The sequence below is a fragment of the Mucilaginibacter dorajii genome (assembly GCF_024808255.1).
In the GTDB taxonomy this organism is placed as follows: Bacteria; Bacteroidota; Bacteroidia; order Sphingobacteriales; family Sphingobacteriaceae; genus Mucilaginibacter; species Mucilaginibacter dorajii.
This window is the reverse complement of sequence record NZ_JANTYS010000010.1, coordinates 212,064-230,205: the sequence shown is the minus strand read 5'-3', so window position 1 is coordinate 230,205 and position 18,142 is coordinate 212,064. Positions and strand designations below refer to the sequence as shown.

10 protein-coding genes are annotated in these 18,142 nt (G+C 45.0%); 9 read left to right on the top strand and 1 reads right to left on the bottom strand.

The window, feature by feature from the left end:
* Positions 1–246: 246 nt before the first annotated feature.
* From FHS10_RS15805 to FHS10_RS15765, 9 genes are all read left to right on the top strand, one after another.
* The gene (locus tag FHS10_RS15805) at positions 247–2,631 is read left to right on the top strand and encodes an ABC transporter permease (protein WP_259092178.1); all 2,385 of its coding nucleotides are present in this window, start codon (positions 247–249) and stop codon (positions 2,629–2,631) included.
* A 274-nt stretch (positions 2,632–2,905) separates the two neighbouring features.
* Positions 2,906–4,000: a FecR family protein gene (locus FHS10_RS15800; RefSeq protein WP_259092176.1), complete on the top strand. Its 1,095-nt coding sequence runs from the start codon at positions 2,906–2,908 to the stop codon at positions 3,998–4,000.
* A gap of 156 nt (positions 4,001–4,156) precedes the next feature.
* Positions 4,157–7,501, top strand: coding sequence for a TonB-dependent receptor (locus tag FHS10_RS15795; protein WP_259092174.1), 3,345 nt, complete (start codon positions 4,157–4,159; stop codon positions 7,499–7,501).
* A gap of 31 nt (positions 7,502–7,532) precedes the next feature.
* Positions 7,533–9,089, top strand: a complete 1,557-nt coding sequence (locus FHS10_RS15790) for a RagB/SusD family nutrient uptake outer membrane protein (protein ID WP_259092173.1) — start codon at positions 7,533–7,535, stop codon at positions 9,087–9,089.
* 226 nt (positions 9,090–9,315) lie between these two features.
* Positions 9,316–10,800 carry an arabinan endo-1,5-alpha-L-arabinosidase gene (locus tag FHS10_RS15785; protein WP_259092171.1) on the top strand — a complete coding sequence of 495 codons (1,485 nt, stop codon included), beginning with the start codon at positions 9,316–9,318 and terminating at the stop codon, positions 10,798–10,800.
* 310 nt (positions 10,801–11,110) lie between these two features.
* Positions 11,111–13,084, top strand: coding sequence for an alpha-L-arabinofuranosidase family protein (locus FHS10_RS15780; RefSeq protein WP_259092170.1), 1,974 nt, complete (start codon positions 11,111–11,113; stop codon positions 13,082–13,084).
* A gap of 179 nt (positions 13,085–13,263) precedes the next feature.
* Complete coding sequence (locus FHS10_RS15775) at positions 13,264–14,268, top strand: family 43 glycosylhydrolase (RefSeq protein WP_259092168.1); 1,005 nt, start codon at positions 13,264–13,266, stop codon at positions 14,266–14,268.
* A 278-nt stretch (positions 14,269–14,546) separates the two neighbouring features.
* On the top strand, positions 14,547–15,524 hold the full coding sequence (locus tag FHS10_RS15770) for a glycoside hydrolase family 43 protein (protein WP_259092164.1): 978 nt from the start codon (positions 14,547–14,549) through the stop codon (positions 15,522–15,524).
* A 399-nt stretch (positions 15,525–15,923) separates the two neighbouring features.
* Positions 15,924–16,958, top strand: a complete 1,035-nt coding sequence (locus tag FHS10_RS15765; RefSeq protein WP_259092161.1) for a hypothetical protein — start codon at positions 15,924–15,926, stop codon at positions 16,956–16,958.
* 328 nt (positions 16,959–17,286) lie between these two features.
* Here the strand turns inward: FHS10_RS15765 and FHS10_RS15760 are convergent, their stop codons facing one another.
* Positions 17,287–18,096 carry a lysophospholipid acyltransferase family protein gene (locus FHS10_RS15760; protein WP_259092158.1) on the bottom strand — a complete coding sequence of 270 codons (810 nt, stop codon included), beginning with the start codon at positions 18,094–18,096 and terminating at the stop codon, positions 17,287–17,289.
* Positions 18,097–18,142 lie beyond the last annotated feature (46 nt).

Here is an 18,142-nt window from a genome sequence, read left to right as displayed (position 1 = left end):
AGACCTGTATAGTTCATCTTAGGACTAACAGAATACCTTGTATAGTATTTACAGGATTTACTCACAAATCTGTATAGCTATTTCCGGACGGGTCAATATGCTGTTTCATCTCGATTAAAACCGCACGGTTGCTGTAACGAAAACGAACATAGCTATCTACTGGTACTTTGTTAATTCATTGTATATCAGTGTTTTTTAATGTTGGCATTATTTTGCTTGAAGGAAAGTACAGCAAAAAAATATAGTATGTTCCGTAATTACCTTAAAACTGCCTGGCGCAATTTACTGCGCAATCAATCTACCGCTATTATCAATATTGGTGGATTAAGCCTCGGCATGGCCGTTGCGCTCATCATTGGTTTATGGATTGGTGATGAATTGTCTTTTGATCATTATCATCAGCATTATAACCAGGTTGCAAAAGTGATGCAAAGCCGCACTAACAACGGGGTTACAAGTACCGGGGATATGGAACCCCTACCTTTAGCAAATACGTTGCGTACAACTTATGGCAGTAATTTTAAATATGTTGTGCTGGCCTCGGGCACCTGGCAGCACATCCTAAGCATCGGCGATAAGCATTTAACGATGAACGGGAGTTATATGCAGGCCGAAATTCCCGATATGCTCACTTTGCAAATGATCAGTGGTACAAGGGCTGCTTTAAAGGATCCATCATCTGTTTTACTGACAGAAACAAGCGCTAAGGCTCTTTTTGGCAATGTTGATGCAACAGGTAAAATACTCAGGCTCGATAACAAAATGACCGTTAAGGTTGGTGGCGTTTTTCATGATCTGCCTTCAAATACCACGTTTAGCAACCTGGCCTTTATTGCAGCATGGGATTTATACAAAATAGCCGACCCAAACCTGGTTAAATCAGGCGGTGATTGGGGTAATAATTCTTATACCCTTTATGTGCAGTTGCAGGATGGTGCGGATATGGACAATGTATCGGCATTGATCAAGGAAGCCAAGCTCAGGAACGTGGATGCGGAAAGTGCTAAACTTAAACCGGTTATCTTTTTGCACCCCATGAGCAAATGGCACCTGTATGCCGAGTTTAAAAATGGGCTGAACACAGGGGGCGCCATCACCTATGTATGGCTTTTTGGGATCATCGGCATATTTGTATTGCTTTTGGCCTGTATCAATTTTATGAACCTAAGCACTGCGCGTAGCGAAAAACGTGCACGTGAGGTTGGCGTGCGTAAAGCGGTTGGTTCATTGCGCGGCCAGCTGATTCTGCAATTTTATACGGAGTCGGTTTTGCTGGCTTTATTGTCTTTTGGTCTTTCGCTTGTGCTGGTTGAATTTGCTTTGCCTCACTTCAATCACGTTGCTGATAAATCGCTTATTATTTTATGGCAAAGCCCGGTATTTTGGTTAACCGGATGTGTGTTCAGCTTTTTTACAGGTATTTTGGCGGGAAGCTATCCTGCCTTATATCTTTCAGGCTTTAAGCCGGCGAAAGTTTTAAAAGGCACATTTCGTGCCGGTAAAATGGCTGCAATGCCGCGCCAGGTATTGGTTGTGGTGCAGTTTTGCGTTTCTATAGTGCTGATTATTGGCACATTGGTCATCTTCCGCCAGGTGCGCTACTCGCAGGAGCGCGAAGTAGGTTATAACCGGGCCGGGCTACTTGCTATGGAAATGTACTCGCCGGCAATTCACAGCCATTTCGCGGCCTTTCGCAACGACATGCTCAACAGCGGAGCGGTTATAGACGTTGCCGAATCTGGAAGCCCGACTACCAACATCTACAATACGGTAGGGGGATTGAAATGGAGTGGTAAGGACCCTAATTTGAATGATGAGTTTGCGATGGTGGGTGCCAGTATGCAGTATGGGAAAACTGTAGGCTGGACATTGAGCCAGGGCAGGGATTTTTCGGCTGCTTTTGCCTCCGATTCTTCGGCAGTTATTCTTAACGAAGCGGCGGTTAGTTATATGAATTTAAAAAAGCCTGTCGGCCAAACCATTGATTGGTGGGGGAGAAAATACCAGGTAGTTGGGGTGGTAAGAAACCTGGTGATGCAATCACCTTACGAACCGGTTAAACAGAGCATCTTTTTCATCAATAAAGATGCGGGCAACTTCCTGAATATCCGTTTAAATCCGAAGCAAGATCTGCCGGCTGCTCTCAAAAGTGTTGCCAACGTTTGGAAAAATCACGTTCCGGAGGAGCCTTTCGATTTCAAATTTGCCGACCAGGAATACCAGAAAAAATTTGCAATGGAACAAAAGATAGGAACGCTGGCCAGCTTGTTTACAGGCCTGGCTATCCTGATCAGTTGTCTTGGTCTATTTGGTATGGCGGTATTTATGGCCGAACAACGTAGCAAAGAGATTGGCGTGCGTAAGGTGTTGGGCGCATCGGTACTTAACCTGTGGCTGCTCCTGTGCCGCGATTTTTTGGTACTTATTGTTATTGCCCTGCTCATTGCTGCCCCGGTTGCAGCTTTTATAATGCATGGCTGGCTGGAACATTACAGCTATCATGTAGGGCTTTCTGTTTGGTTGTTTGGGCTAACAGCTGCCGGTGCGCTTGCAATCACCATGCTTACGGTAAGCTACCAGAGCATTAAAGCAGCGCTTGCCAACCCGGTGAGAAGTTTGCGAAGCGAGTAAAGATGATGTTTTTAAGTGAGTAGGCTGGTCGGTCTGGATCGCGGGTAGAGGCGGTTGCCCGAGGGCTTCGACAGGCTGCCCATGATGTGTTGTAGATTCCGGACTTACGAAATTTAAAAAAAATCGTAAGTCTTTCGCCACCTTGTTATTTTCCCTTCACAATTAGCCGGAGTTATGTCTGCACTTATATCCCTTCACCCGGCCAAAAAATATTTTTCATTGTTCACCAGGGTGTTTTAATTATTTACAGTCTTTACCAATAGAGGCTTAAATAATGATCAACAACATTTGGATACTTATTGGTAAAAAGTTAAGTGGTGAGGCTACTGCCGAAGAATTGCTTGAACTTGAAGAACTGCTGCAACAAGGTGCGACAGACCAGTATCCGATTGATATGTTAGAAGAGATCTGGAAAGCCGAACATCAACCTAAAACCATCAACAAATTAGAAGATAAATGGAGCGCCTTTGAAAGCAAGCTCGACGCTGCCGATACGATTGTTGTAGAAGAGCCTGCCCCGGCAGAAAACGCGGAAACTGCTAAACCCAAACAAGGGATCATCCGCTTTCTTAAAATTATCTCCGTGGTGGTAGCGGCCTGTTTCGCTTTGGTTTTTGTGCTGATCAATAAAAAAAGTGTTACCAATAACAATAAGCCTAACGAGATTGTAGCCCCGCAAAACGGCATCAGTAAAATTCAATTGCCCGATGGCACCAGGGTATGGCTAAACGCGGGCAGCAAACTGGTGTATGCCGCCGATTACGGTACAGAGCAGCGCAATGTGTCGCTTTTGGGCGAGGCTTTGTTTGATGTGGTGAAAGATGCGCAGCACCCTTTTATAGTAACCACGCCAACCATCAGTATTAAAGTACTGGGTACCAAATTTAATGTGAGGGCTTATAACAGCGACCGTACATCAGAAACCTCGCTAATCCGTGGCCGTATTGAACTTACCGTTTTAAAAACGCCCGAAAAGAAGATCATCCTGAACGCCGACGATAAGGTAACCATTAACAACGAGCCGCTACCCGGTGCCCGGGAGGCGGTGTTAACCCCGCAAAGTGGCATAAAAGAGGAGACCCCTTTAATGGCACTAAGCCGCATTCACCTGGCTAAAAAGGATACTTTACCATCAGAAGCGCTATGGATTGAAAATAAGCTGGCCTTTGACGCCGAGGATTTTGAAAGCCTGGCCAAAAAGCTGGAGCGCCGTTACAGCGTTACCATCAGCTTTCAAAACGAAGAATTAAAAAAATTAAGATTTACCGGCAGGTTTCAAAAAGAATCTATCGGTAAGGCCCTAAAAGCACTGCAAGCCACAACCTATTTCCATTATAAAACCGATAACAATCAAATTTTAGTTTATTAACCATTTAAAAATTAATTAAACAGCCTATGCTTAGATAAATATCTAAACTAAAACCAAAAAACGGGAGAATGTTCCAGCATCCCCCCGTTGTACGTGGTAACAGTTAACTACCAGCCTTTTGTAAACCAAATAGTTAAACAACCTTAATGCTAAATTATGAAAAAAAATGCACACCACGTTAACCAGGCGCGGTTGAATCAATTTTTGAAGATCTTTTTTATGTGTAAATTTATCCTTGCCCTGGTGATTGTATCATCGTTGCAGTCTTTTGCAAAAGGATATGGACAGAGTATAATCAACGTAAATTTTGAGAATGTAAGCCTTAAAAAAGCATTCAAAGAAATTGAAAAAAAGTCTGACTATCGCTTTTTGTATAACGATGATGTGCTGGCAAAAAATGCCATGCTGGCCAGTCTCAACGTTACCAACGCCTCGCTTGACCAGGCCATGTCGGCTTTGTTGGCCAATACCAACCTAACGTATAAGCTAAGTGATAACAACCTGGTGATCCTTTCCGAAAAAGGGGGCACGGTATCCGTATTATCCGTGGTAGGTAGAGTTACTGATGAAACCGACCTGCCTATGCCGGGAGTAACCGTTAGGGTAAAGGGAACCAATGTAGCTGCCCAAACTGACGTACAAGGGCGATATATTTTGAACATCTCCGATGCCAATGCCAGTAATGTGGTGCTTGTATTTTCGTTTATAGGCTTTGCCACACAGGAGGTACCCCTGAACGGTAATACATCACTTAACGTTCAGCTAAAAGCTGCTTCAAACTCCTTAAATGAGGTTATTGTGGTGGGCTACGGTACGCAAAAAAAGGAAAACCTTACCGGCTCTGTTACCGTGGTGAACATGAAAGATGCCAACAAACGCGCCACGCCCGATATTGCGAGAGCTTTGCAGGGCCAGGTAGCCGGTGTACAGGTTAACGGATCGGGCGTACCGGGCGAAGGTGTATCTATCCGCATTCGTGGTGTGAGTTCCTTAATTAATAACAACCCGCTTTATATTATTGATGGGGTGCCAACTATGGAGCCATTTGATTTCCCGTCGACAGATATTGAAAGCATGCAGGTGATCAAGGACGCATCGGCAGGTGCTATTTACGGTTTCCGTGGTGCTAACGGTGTAATTATTATTACTACCAAAAAAGGGAAAAACGGTGCCATGAAAATTAACTACAACGGCTATGCGGGTTTCCAGAAAAATCCTAAAACGTTATCGGTTACCGATAGGGTAGGTTACCAGAAAATTGCCGACGCAGCCGAAACCAATGCCGGTTTATCTTTGGCGCCGGGTAACGATCCAACATCGGCCAAATTTATCAGCAACGTAAATACCGACTGGCAAAAATCGGCTTTCAAAACCGGTTATACCCAAAGTCATGACCTGGGCTTATCTGGTGGTAATGATAACATGAGCTATAATGTGGCGCTTGATTATTATAACCAAACAGGTACAACGGTTTCTGGTCCGTCATACACCCGTTATAATCTGAGCGGCAATATTCAGGGGAAAAAGGGTATCGTGTCGTTCGGTACCAAGTTTGCCTATACCGAGGGTGATTATAATAACCTGGCCTATCCGCACTTACACGGCACCGGCAACCAGATAGTTGATTTGGTTACCGCTATTCCAACCATGCCAATTTATGATGCTAACCGTGTTGGCGGTTACGGTGGTGTTGATCAAAACACGCAAAGGGCTATCTCGCTGAACATCATCGGTGTAAATAATTTGTTGAACAGCACCGGGCAGCGTAACCGTATGGTGGCATCGGCCTGGATGGAGGTAGAGATCATCAAAAATCTAAAATACCGCTTGAGCGCAAGCTATGACCGTAATGATTTTAAGAACACTTATTTCGACCCGATTTATGACCTCGGCTGGTTTTATCCAAACACATCTGCCTATTACAGCGATGCGCGCGGCAATTACTACACCGCCCTGGTTGAAAATACATTGAGCTATAAATTCCATGTAAACAAACACAATGTGGAATTATTGGCAGGTACAGCTTATCAGAAAGATAAAAACGATAACCTTACCGGCATAGCCTATAACCTGCCGCAGCCATACCTGTTTTCGTTTGATAACGTGAGCAACACTGCCGATAAAACGGTATTTGGCAACAGTAATGAACGTAAGTTTTATTCGCCGATATTCGGCAGGGTAAACTATAATTATGATGACCGTTACCTGTTAACCGCAAACTATAGGCGCGATGGTACATCGCAACTGCCGGTTGACAATCGCTACGGTAATTTTGCCGGTGTATCTGTAGGCTGGAATATAGCCAAAGAGAAATTCCTGCACTTGCCAGATGCTATTACGCAGTTAAAGTTAAAAGCGGGTTACGGTACGTTGGGTAACGTAAACGCGTTGGCATTTTATCCGTACCAGGCCGTGGTAAACGCCAACGCCAGCTATGTATTTGGCAATACCCTGGCATCGGGTGCTACCCAAACCCAGGTGTTTGATCAAACCAATAAATGGGAGCAAAAACGCACCACCAATGTTGGCTTAGATCTAAGCTTGTTTCAGGATAAGCTGGGTTTTTCATCAGAGTATTATGTAAACAAAATTGTGGGCATCCTGTTGCCGGTACCAATCCCGGTTTCGGTAGGTGCTATCAATATTCCGCTGGTTAACGCCGCGTCATTTACCAATAAAGGCATCGAATTTACGGTAACCTATCGCAGCAAGGACAGCGGTCCGTTTAATTATCAGATCAGCGCAAACGCTTCAACCGTTAAAAACAAAGTGTTATCCTTAGGTAACGGTGGCAACCCTATTTACGGCGCATACAGCAAAACCGCTGTAGGTGGCGAAGTAGGCGAACTTTACGCCTTTAAAACCGAAGGTATTTTTAAAGATGCTGCCGATGTTGCGGCCCATGCCACCCAAACCGGCGCTGCCCCCGGCGATGTTAAATTTGTGGATACCAATAAAGATGGGGTTATTAATGATGCCGATAGGGTTTACTTAGGCTCGGCCATTCCTAAATTATATTATGGGTTTAACTTTAGCGCCAATTATAAAAACATTGATGCATCTATATTTATACAAGGTAACTACGGCAGCAAAATAGCCAATGGTGTATACCAGGCTTTAATGACCGGCCAATATACCAATGCCAGCACCGATGAGCTGAATTTTTGGACACCAACTAATACCAATACCAACGTTCCCCGCCCAATTATTGGCGACCCTAACGCGAATAACCGCAACTCGGATAGGTTTATCCAAAGCGCGTCATACGCGCGTTTGCAAACCGCGCAGCTGGGCTATACCATACCGGCCAGTTTGTTGAACCGCACGCATGTTTTCAGAAGCTTCAGGATTTACCTGTCTGGCCAAAACCTGTACACCATCACCAAATACAAAGGTTTCGACCCTGATTTTATTAACGATGGTACCATTAACCGCGGTTTTGATTTTGGTTCGTTCCCTAACCCGCGCACTTTACTGGTTGGCTTGCAGGTAGGGCTTTAATAATTGATTAACGATTTTAACATTATTTATAATGAAAACGATATATACAAAAGCGGTATTTACGGTGATGTTGGTTGCTGTATTTGCCATGGGCTGTAAAAAGGGCGACCTAACCACGGTAAACCCCAACGCGCAAACAAGCCAAACCTTTTGGCAAAATGCCAGTGATGCGGTAAAAGGTATTAACGCCGTATACGGCAGCTTAATTATTGATGGTTCCTACATGCGTTTTTCGCCAATTGTGGAGAACACCCGGGGCGATGATGCTACAAGCTACAGCCCCTGGGATCAGATTTATAACATGGGTAAGTTTAACATGCAAAGTAACGGTGATGGTGTACTTTTTTCATGGACCGCTTACTACCAGGGTATTTTACGTGCCAACGAAGTATTGAAATATGTACCTGCCATTAACATGGATGCCGATCTGAAGAAAAGGGTATTGGGCCAGGCCTATTTTTTACGAGCCCTGTACTATTTTCACCTGGCCGATTTTTATAAAAACGTGCCTATGCCTTTGGTACCTGCAGCGTCAAGTGCCGATTATTTTCAAAAACAACAAACCCAGGATGTAGTTTGGGCCCAGGTGATCAGCGATTTTAAAGCCGCCGAAGATATGCTGCCAACAACCTACAGCGGCTTATCGCCGGATGGGCAGGTGGGCCGTGCTACCAAAGGGGCCGCCGCCGCATTTTTGGGTAAAACTTACCTGTTCACCAAAAAGTATACCGAAGCCGCCGCGCAGTTTAAAACGGTGATGGATTTGGGTATTTACAGCCTGGTGCCTAATTATTACGATAACTTTTTCGCCAATAATGAAAACAACGCCGAATCGATATTCGAGGTTCAGTTTTCAAGGGATGCCGGCGGTACAGACCTGGGCTGGGGTGGCGATCCATCGTCAGGATGGGGCCGTACATCTGCCCGCGCTATAACTTTTGGCGCACCAAGTTTTGGTTTTGGCGATGTGCAGCCAACACCGGTACTCTACAATGAGTATCTGCAGGAAAAAACTACTACAGGCGCTGTAGATCCGCGTTTAGATGTAACCATGTATTACAACAAACCCGGCGAAAAGCTATACAACCAGGATTTTGCTACCCGGTATGCGGGCAGCTCGTCATTAAATGCGGTGTTTTGCCATAAGTACGAAAATGGTGATAGCGGCCAGGCTGATGAGTACGACTGGCGCTCGGGCATTAACGAAAGGTTGATGCGTTACGCTGATGTATTGATGATGTACGCCGAGTGTTTGAATGAGCTGGGCCAAACCTCCGATGCTTACCAATATATCCAAATAGTGCGTAACCGTGTTGGTTTACCCAACCTGGCCACCGTAAAACCAAACATGAGCCAGGCCGATATGCGCGAACAGATTGGGCATGAGCGTTTCCTGGAGTTTTCTTTAGAGGGTCACCGTTTTGACGATATCCGTCGCTGGGGCTGGTTACAGGATGCCACCAAGCTGGCCTGGCTAAAATCCCGTGATCCCGAATTTAACACTTATACCACCGGTAAAGAGTATTTACCAATACCGCTTACCGAGGTACAAACCAATGTTGGTTTGGTACAAAATCCGGGGTATTAGGAGCCCCACCCAACCCTCCCCTGAAGGGGAGGGCTTTTGAATATTTTTATAAAAATGTCATTTCGATAGAGCGAGAGGGATTGAACGGTGGGGCGAAAGAGAAACTATCTCTTGAGCGCAGCGAAAAATCCTGTACGAGCGACAAGCGGACATGCAAAGTCCGCAAGCAAGGCGCATAAGATTTCTCTCTATCGTTCGAAATGACAAAAATTAAATGAGGATGAATATGACGACGAAAGCCCGCTTTTTTTGGATAGCCGCACTGGCAACCATACTGTTTTCCTGCTCAAAAAAGGAAACGCCAACACCTGCTAAAACGGATACTACTACCACAACGCCGGTAACTACCGCGTTTGATATCAATAGTATTAGTGATACCTATGCTGATATTTCGGCATTTATCTATTATCCCAAATGGACGGTGTACAACGTGCATGATCCATCCATCAAAAAGTTTGGCGATTATTATTATTGCTACAGTACAGATGTTGGTTTTGGGATAGATGTACGGTCGGGATTGCAAATCCGCCGGTCGAAAGACCTGGTGCAGTGGGAGTATGTGGGTTGGGTATTTTCGTCCTTACCGGCGCAGGGCTCCGCTTATATTACCGGTAAAGGCGGCACACCATTCAACGCGCTTTGGGCGCCATATGTAATGAAGGTAGGATCGGAGTACCGGCTTTATTATTCCTTATCATCGGCAGTTGCCAGGTTGAGCGTTATTGGTATGGCTACGGCCAGCTCGCCGGATGGGCCATGGACAGAAAAGGGTTTGGTGGTAACATCGGCCAACGATGCCACGATACAAACCAACGCTATCGACCCAACAGTAATTACCACTACCACTGGCGAGCAGTATATGTATTACGGTTCGGCCTGGGATGGTATTTATATTTTAAAGCTGGACGCGGCTACAGGTTTGGCGGCATCGCCAGGCGATAAAGGAAAGCGCATTGCTAACCGTGGTTTTACAGGCGGTAAATACAACGGCAATATTGAAGGTGCCGAGGTAATTTATAACCCCGACCTGAAAAAATATTTCCTGTTTATCAGTTATGATTGGCTGCAAACCAAATACAACGTAAGGGTTGGCAGGGGCGATAGCCCGACCGGTCCGTTTTATGATTATAACGGTCATGACATCAATACCAATGAAGACCATGGGCCGATGATCTTAGCGCCTTACCAGTTCAGCAACCAAAGCGGCTGGCAGGGAACAGGGCATTGCGCCGTGTTTGATGATGGCAGCGGCCAGTATTTTATGGCGCACCAGGGCAGGCCGGGAATCAACTCCTACTTTATGGATTTGCACGTACGCAAAATATCATGGACACCAGACGGCTGGCCGATAGTATCGCCGGAAAGATATGCCAATGTTGCCCAAACGGCTATTGCAAGCACAGATATAGCAGGTACTTATGAAAAGATTTCCTTAGGCTATCACATTGTACCAGGCTATGGAACGGAGCAAACCAATCCCGATTTCCAGGTTTCCACAAGCTTCAAGCTGGATGCCGCCGGTACCATCAACGGCAGCGCAACCGATACCTGGACGTATACATCGTCATACATCACCCTAAAATACAGTACCGGTGATACCTACAAACTAAAGGTAGAACGTGAGCGTGATTGGGAAAACAAAATAACATCAACCCTCATTTTTACCGGCCTGGATAACACAGGTACCGCTGTTTGGGGAAAGAAGAAGTAGGTTTTTGGGACTTTTGGACTATGAGACTTTTGGAGCAAGGACTTTTAGACAAAGGAGCAAGGACAAAAAGCGAGAGTTGTACGATTTTACGTGCAATCTTTATAAAAAATGTCATTTCGAACGAGCAGGCGCAGGGAAAAGCGGGGCGAGAGGAGAAATCCTATACGAGCGATAAGCGCGCGGCAGAACAGCGTATAAGATTTCTCACTCGTACCTCGTTTCGAAATGACATTTTTATTTCAAAAAATAATGATTGTTAAATCAACACTTATTAAATAATTATTTATAGATTTAGCTTCCAATTTAACCAATGATGATCAGGAAAGCTTTTTTGACAATTTGCAGCGCCGGTGTGCTGTTATCGGTACAGGCGCAAACGCCAAAGGTTTATACCATACAGGCCGATAAAATAAAAACGCCCATACAGAAAACCATGTACGGGATCTTTTTTGAAGATATTAACCAGGCAGCCGATGGCGGTGTTTACGCCGAACTGATAAAAAACCGCTCGTTTGAGTTTAACATGCCTTTGATGGGTTGGGATGAGCAAAAAAAGGATGGCGGCGATGGCCGGTTAGAGGTTATTAACCGTGCTACCGAGCGTCCCGAAAACGCGCACTTTATCAAGGCTTATGTAACATCAGAAACCGGATCTTTTGGTTTAGAGAATGAGGGTTTCCGTGGTGGAACAGGCATTAAAGAAGGCGAGACCTATAGCTTTTCGGTAATGGCCCGCCAAAACGACGGCAACGTAAAGCTGAATATAGAGTTACACGGTGATAACGATGCCATTATAGGCAAAGCCGAGCTTAGCCCAACTGATAAAGAATGGAACCGCTACAGCGTAAAATTCAGTTCATCGGCCACTGCAAAAAAAGCAAAGGTTTTTGTTTGGCTAAGTGGTAAAGGCGTTATTGATTTGGATATGATCTCGATGTTTCCGGAGCATACCTGGAAAAATCGTCCCGGTGGCTTACGTGCCGATCTGGTACAGAAACTGGCCGATATTAAACCTGGCTTCCTGCGTTTCCCGGGTGGCTGTATTGTGGAGGGCCGAGAATTGAATACCCGTTATCAATGGAAAAAAAGTATTGGCGATATTGACAAACGCACCAACATCATCAACCGCTGGAACACTGAGTTCGCGCATCGCCCCGCCCCCGATTATTACCAGACTTTCGGGTTGGGTTTTATGGAATATTTTATGACTGCCGAAGATATTGGCGCTTCGCCACTGCCGATCTTGAATTGCGGTATGGCCTGCGAGTTCAATACCAGCGAAATGGTACCATTGGATAAGCTCGATCCCTATTTACAGGACGCGCTCGACCTGATAGAATTTGCCAACGGCGATGCCAGCACCCAATGGGGTAAGCTGCGTACCGATCTTGGTCACCCCGCGCCGTTTAACCTTAAAATGATTGGTGTAGGTAATGAGCAATGGGGACCGCAATATATTGACAGGTGGAAGATTTTCACCAAAGCCATCAAAGCCAAATATCCCGATGTTAAGATTGTATCGGCATTAGGCCCGTTCCCTAAAGGACCGGAGTTTGATCTGCTCAACAAAACCTTCCGCAGCCTGGGTGCTGATATTTTGGACGAGCATTATTATGCATCGCCAAAATGGTTCCGTGATAATGCACGCCGTTATGATAATTACGATCGTAAGGGGCCAAAGATCTTCGCCGGTGAATACGCCGCGCAAAGCGTGCAAACCGGTAGCCCGCTTAATAAAAATAACTGGGAATGCGCCCTGGCCGAAGCCGCCTTCATGACCGGCCTGGAGCGTAATGCCGATGTAGTGAACATGGCTTCATACGCCCCGTTGTTTGCCCATGTTGACGGCTGGCAATGGACCCCGGATCTGATATGGTTTGATAATCTGAAAAGCTACGGTACTCCAAGCTATTATGTGCAGCAATTATTTTCATTAAACAAGGGGACGGATGTAGTACCACTCACCCTCAATAACGAATCTGTTGCCGGGCAGGAGGGCTGCTTTGCCACCGCCAGCCTGGATAAAAATACTAATGAACTGATCATCAAGTTTGTAAATACCGGCGCAACAGCCCAACCGGTAAGCTTTAAAATTAACGGTGGCGCTTACCAGAAAAAAGCAAATGTAATTACCCTGCATAGTGATAGAGGCGATACCGAAAACTCGCTGGAAAATCCTAAAACCATCAGCCCGGTTGAAAGTACCATGGCGGTTAACGGTAAATTGGTTAATACTACTATTGAGGCTTATACCGTGCAGGTGATTAGGTTGAAGAATAAATAAGAAAAATTATGCCATTACGGATGGTGAAATCCGTTGACCTGAAAAGGAAAATGGCAATATAAAGCTATGTCATTGCGAGGCACGAAGCAATCGCGAACTGTGCAAATTCGCCCTGTAGAGCATGAGATTGCTTCGTGCCTCGCAATGACATGGTTTTATCAGGTAAATAAATACACGCCTTGAAAAAACTAACCCTCGCCCTCCTCTTTCTCATCACCAGCCTTGCCACCCACGCGCAGGAGCTTAAAACCGATATATCGGTACATGATCCGGTGATCATTAAGCAGGATAGTACCTATTATATTTTTTGTACAGGTATGGGCATAGCCGTGTGGTCGTCAACAGATAAGCTGCATTGGAAACATGAACAGCCCGTTTTTTCAAGCGCGCCACAATGGGCAGTTGACGCTATTCCAGGTTTTAAAGGCCACATCTGGGCACCCGATATTTCTTATTATAATGGATTGTATTACCTGTATTATTCGGCTTCGGCGTTTGGTAAAAATACCTCAGTTATCGGGGTGGCTACCAATACTACACTGCATCCTAATGGTCCGGCTTATAAATGGGTTGATCATGGTAAAGTGATCCAATCTATCCCAGGTAAAACCAACTGGAATGCCATCGACCCTAATTTGATTATCGATAAAGATAGTACGCCTTACCTGGTTTTCGGTTCGTTTTGGGATGGTTTAAAACTGGTAAAGCTCAATAAAGATAGGTTGAGTGTTGCCGAAGATATCAACAACATCCCAACCATTGCCACGCGCCGCAAACAGGCTACAGAGGATTTGCCTGCGGTGGATAATAACCCGGTTGATGCAGGCGGCAATGCTATTGAAGGTCCGTTTATTTACAGGCATGGCAAATACTTTTATCTTTTTGCATCGATAGATTATTGCTGTAAAGGACCAAAAAGTACCTACAAAATGATCATCGGCAGATCAAAAAACTTGAAAGGCCCTTACCTGGATAAAGCAGGCATCGCTATGAACAAAGGTGGGGGCAGTATTTTACTGCAGGGCGATGATAAATGGTATGGTGTAGGCCACAACGGTGTAGCCAGCTTTGATGGCGCGGATTATATTATTTTTCACGGTTATGATGCAGCGGATAGGGGGATCTCGAAATTGAGGTTGGAGAAGTTGGATTGGGTTGATGGATGGCCGGTGGTTGGGAAGTGATGAACAGTAAATTTAACTCCCGCGAGGTTAGCGTAGCGTAACTCGTGGGTAAAACTGGGGTAAGCTTTCAGCTTACGTTACCCGATAACAAAGAAGGCAGCTAAAAGCTGCAGCCATGATACCCACGGGCTGAAAGCCCGCGGGAGTTTTGTGAAGTCATCCCGAACTTGTTTCGGGAACCCATAGGACATATCTACACTTGCATAGCGGCTCTGCCGATGAGGTGCTGAAACAAGTTCAGCATGACATTTTATAATAAAAGTATAGCACAGGTTACAATGAAAATACTAAAATACATTTTACCACTACTACTAACAGGATATCTAAACACTGCAAAAGCAGCAAACCCTGCAGATACCATTATTCATAGCAACGGCAACCCCATTATTCGTCATGAATATACGGCAGATCCCGCGGCGATGGTGTATAAGGGCAAGGTGTACCTGTACACGGGGCATGATCAGGCACCGGCCAATCAAAACGGCTACGTAATGCACAACTGGACCTGCTTTACCTCCTCAGACATGGTTACCTGGACGGAACATTCATCACCATTAAACGTGAAGGATTTTGCCTGGGCCAAAGCCGATGCCTGGGCATCGCAGGTTATTGAACGAAACGGTAAGTTTTACTGGTATGTGGCGGTTGAGCATGGCACTATTCCGGGTAAAGCCATCGGAGTGGCGGTAAGCGATAGTCCGCTTGGTCCGTTTAAAGATGCACGTGGTTCGGCTTTGATTACCAATGATATGACTAAGGCGATGAAACACCCCTGGGATGATATCGATCCATCGGTTATTATTGATAAAGACGGGCAGGCCTACCTGTTTTGGGGTAATGGCATTTGTTACTACGCAAAATTAAAACCCAACATGACAGAGCTTGACGGCGAAATAAAAACCATTACCCTGCCGCATTATACCGAAGCACCCTGGATCCATCAGCGCAATGGCTGGTACTATTTATCATACGCTTATGAGTTTCCCGAGAAAATAGCCTACGCCATGAGCCGCAACATTAACGGACCATGGGTTTACAAAGGCATTATCAATGAGCTGGCCGGCAACTCTAATACCAATCACCAGGCTATCATCGATTTTAAGGGCAAAAGCTATTTTATTTACCATAACGGCGCTTTAGTACCCGATGCAGGCAGTTTCCACCGGTCGGTTTGTATTGATTATTTGTATTATAATACAGATGGTAGTATAAAACGGGTGGTGATGACAAGTGAAGGGGTGAAGAAGGTGAAGTAACGCGTCAAAAAAAGGAAGTTATGCTTCGACAGATTACCCGTGATAATTCATCATGTCATTGCGAGGCACGAAGCAATCTCATACTCTACAGGGCGGATCTGCATAGTTCGCGATTGCTTCGTGCCTACCAATGACGTTTTGTAAAAAACGTTTGTCATCCTGAACGTTTGAAGGATCTTCTTCGCTATAAAAGTCTGCAATTAGCAGGGCGAAGAAGATCCTTCGTTCCTCAAGATGACAAACTCTTACGTCATTTCCACCTTCAGAGTCCCCCGGATTTTATAACTCGCAATGACATAGCTTATATTGTTATTTTCTTCAATCTACTGGATTTTGATATCTCTAAACAAGTTCAGGATGATTCTCCTTTTTATATATTTGTGCGTCTAAACTAAACGCATGCGCAAAATTTTTATTCTGCAGATAATTATTCTGTTAAGTCCCTTAACCTTAAGAGCCCAACACAAGCAAGGTTTTAACCTGGATACTCCCCAAATAAAAATTAAAAATAGCCTGTATAATAGTATTAAACTAATTGATTTACGGAATGATACTGCCAGCATGGGCTTTGTACAAACCGGGATGATGAATCGTAGGGCTATTGTTGTGCCCAACAAACCATTGGCAAGGCAGCTATCGGGTTTAATAGGCGCCATTACCGATTCATCAGCCAGGCACAATGAATTGCTGCTGCAATTAAGGCAGTTCGCCTTTGCCGAGGTAACCGGCTCGTTCAGCGAAAAAGGATATTGTTATGTAAAGGCGCAATTGTATGCAAATAATGCTGAAAAGTACCAACTGGTAGGCGCTATTGACACCATACTTTTAGTAAAGGCGATGGATGTAACCGGGGGGATCCTGAAAGCAGGAAGCGCCATAATGGGAACCTTTATTGCCGATAACCTATTAAAACAACCCAGTGGCGTTGAGTCTTATACCCGGCACGAAATTTTAAATATCGATAGCGTTGAAAAAAGTAAGCTCAACCTGTATACTACCACAATCTATACCGATGGGGTTTATACCACTTATAAATCATTTAGTAATCAAACACCCGATAAACAGATCGTTTTAGATGGATACGAACTTTACCCCGATGCGGTAAAAGCGAAGGATGAAAACGGCAAACTAAAAAAAGTGCAGACTTCAAAAATATACGCTATAGTTTACAAGGGCCAGCCTTACATGGCTACCCAGTATCAATATTGTCCGCTTAAAAAAGTTGGTGCCGATTTTATATTCACCGGGAATGTAAAGGTGGCAGCATCCGCGGCCGAACAGGTTACAGCAGGTTTGCTTTTAGGTATGATAGGAAGTATGATGGTATCAAACGCCGAAGCTACCTACGAAATGAAAATTGACCATAAGGACGGCACGTTCATCCGGTTACGGGAAATTCGGGACGCGCCGAAACCGCAATACAACGAGGAATAACACCTGAAGTTTTCGGGATATTTTTATTCCGCCTTTTGGAGTTTGGGGTGTACACATTTTTTCATCAAAGAAAAAATGTCATTTCGATAGAGCGAAGGAGAGGGTATGAGCGGGGGGCGAAAGAGAAATCTTGTACTAGCGACGAGCAAACGTGGCCGCTTTTACAAGATTTCTCCTCACCTCCGGTGCACAATCCTCCACCGGTTCGTTCGAAATGACAACGTTTTTGTTTAATGATACGATTCTAAAAGACGTGTACACACACAATAGTTTGCCAGGGAAGGAATCGTACGATGCCCCGCCTTTTTCATTTTAAATCTAACTTCAATTACGCCGCTTCTTCCTTAAGCGCGTAGGTTATTGCCCGCAATGCAGGTAACAACTCTTCGCATTTTTGCTGGGCGTTAAAGTTACAAGGCGATATGGGTTTGCCAATCCGTACGCGTAGTACCAATCCTTTTTTATTGAAAAGCTCGGCTGGCAACATGGCGGTTTGCAAGGCCGGGTGTATGTAGCGCAACAGACTAAAGCCAATGCCATTATCGCCATGAAAATAAACCGGGAGTACGGGTACGCCAGCTTTGGCAATGATTTTGCCTACTACGGGATGCCATTCCCTATCAGTAATTTTTTGCGTTTTAAAATTGAATGCCGAAACCTCGCCCGCCGGGAAAATAGCCACAGGGGTACCGCTTTTTAGTTTACCTAAAGTGTTTTTTATCCCGCTGATGCTGGAACTGTCTTTGATGTTATCAAAGGGGTTAACCGCGATGATGTAATCGGCAAGGTTGGGTACGCGTTTTAACAAAAAGTTGCCCATAAATAACGTATCGGACCTTTGCGAAACCAACAGGTTAAGCAAAGCCAGCGATTCAACGGCGCCATAAGGATGATTAGCTACGGCTATAAATGCGCCGGCGGCCGGGATATTGGCCAGGTCATCCGGGTGAACTTCCAGCCTGATCCCTAAAAAATTAAGCGCGTAAGCGGTAAAATCAACACCTTTTAAAATGCCGGCCTGCCGCATCATATCATTAAAAGCATCTATTTTAATCAGCTTCATTAACAGTGTTGCCAAACCGGGAAGTCTTTTAATCCCGGTTGCTTTTATAATATCATTTTTGCTGATCAAATCCATCTGGCAAAATTAGCAAGGGGGTGTAAAGTAATCTGCCGGTTGCTGT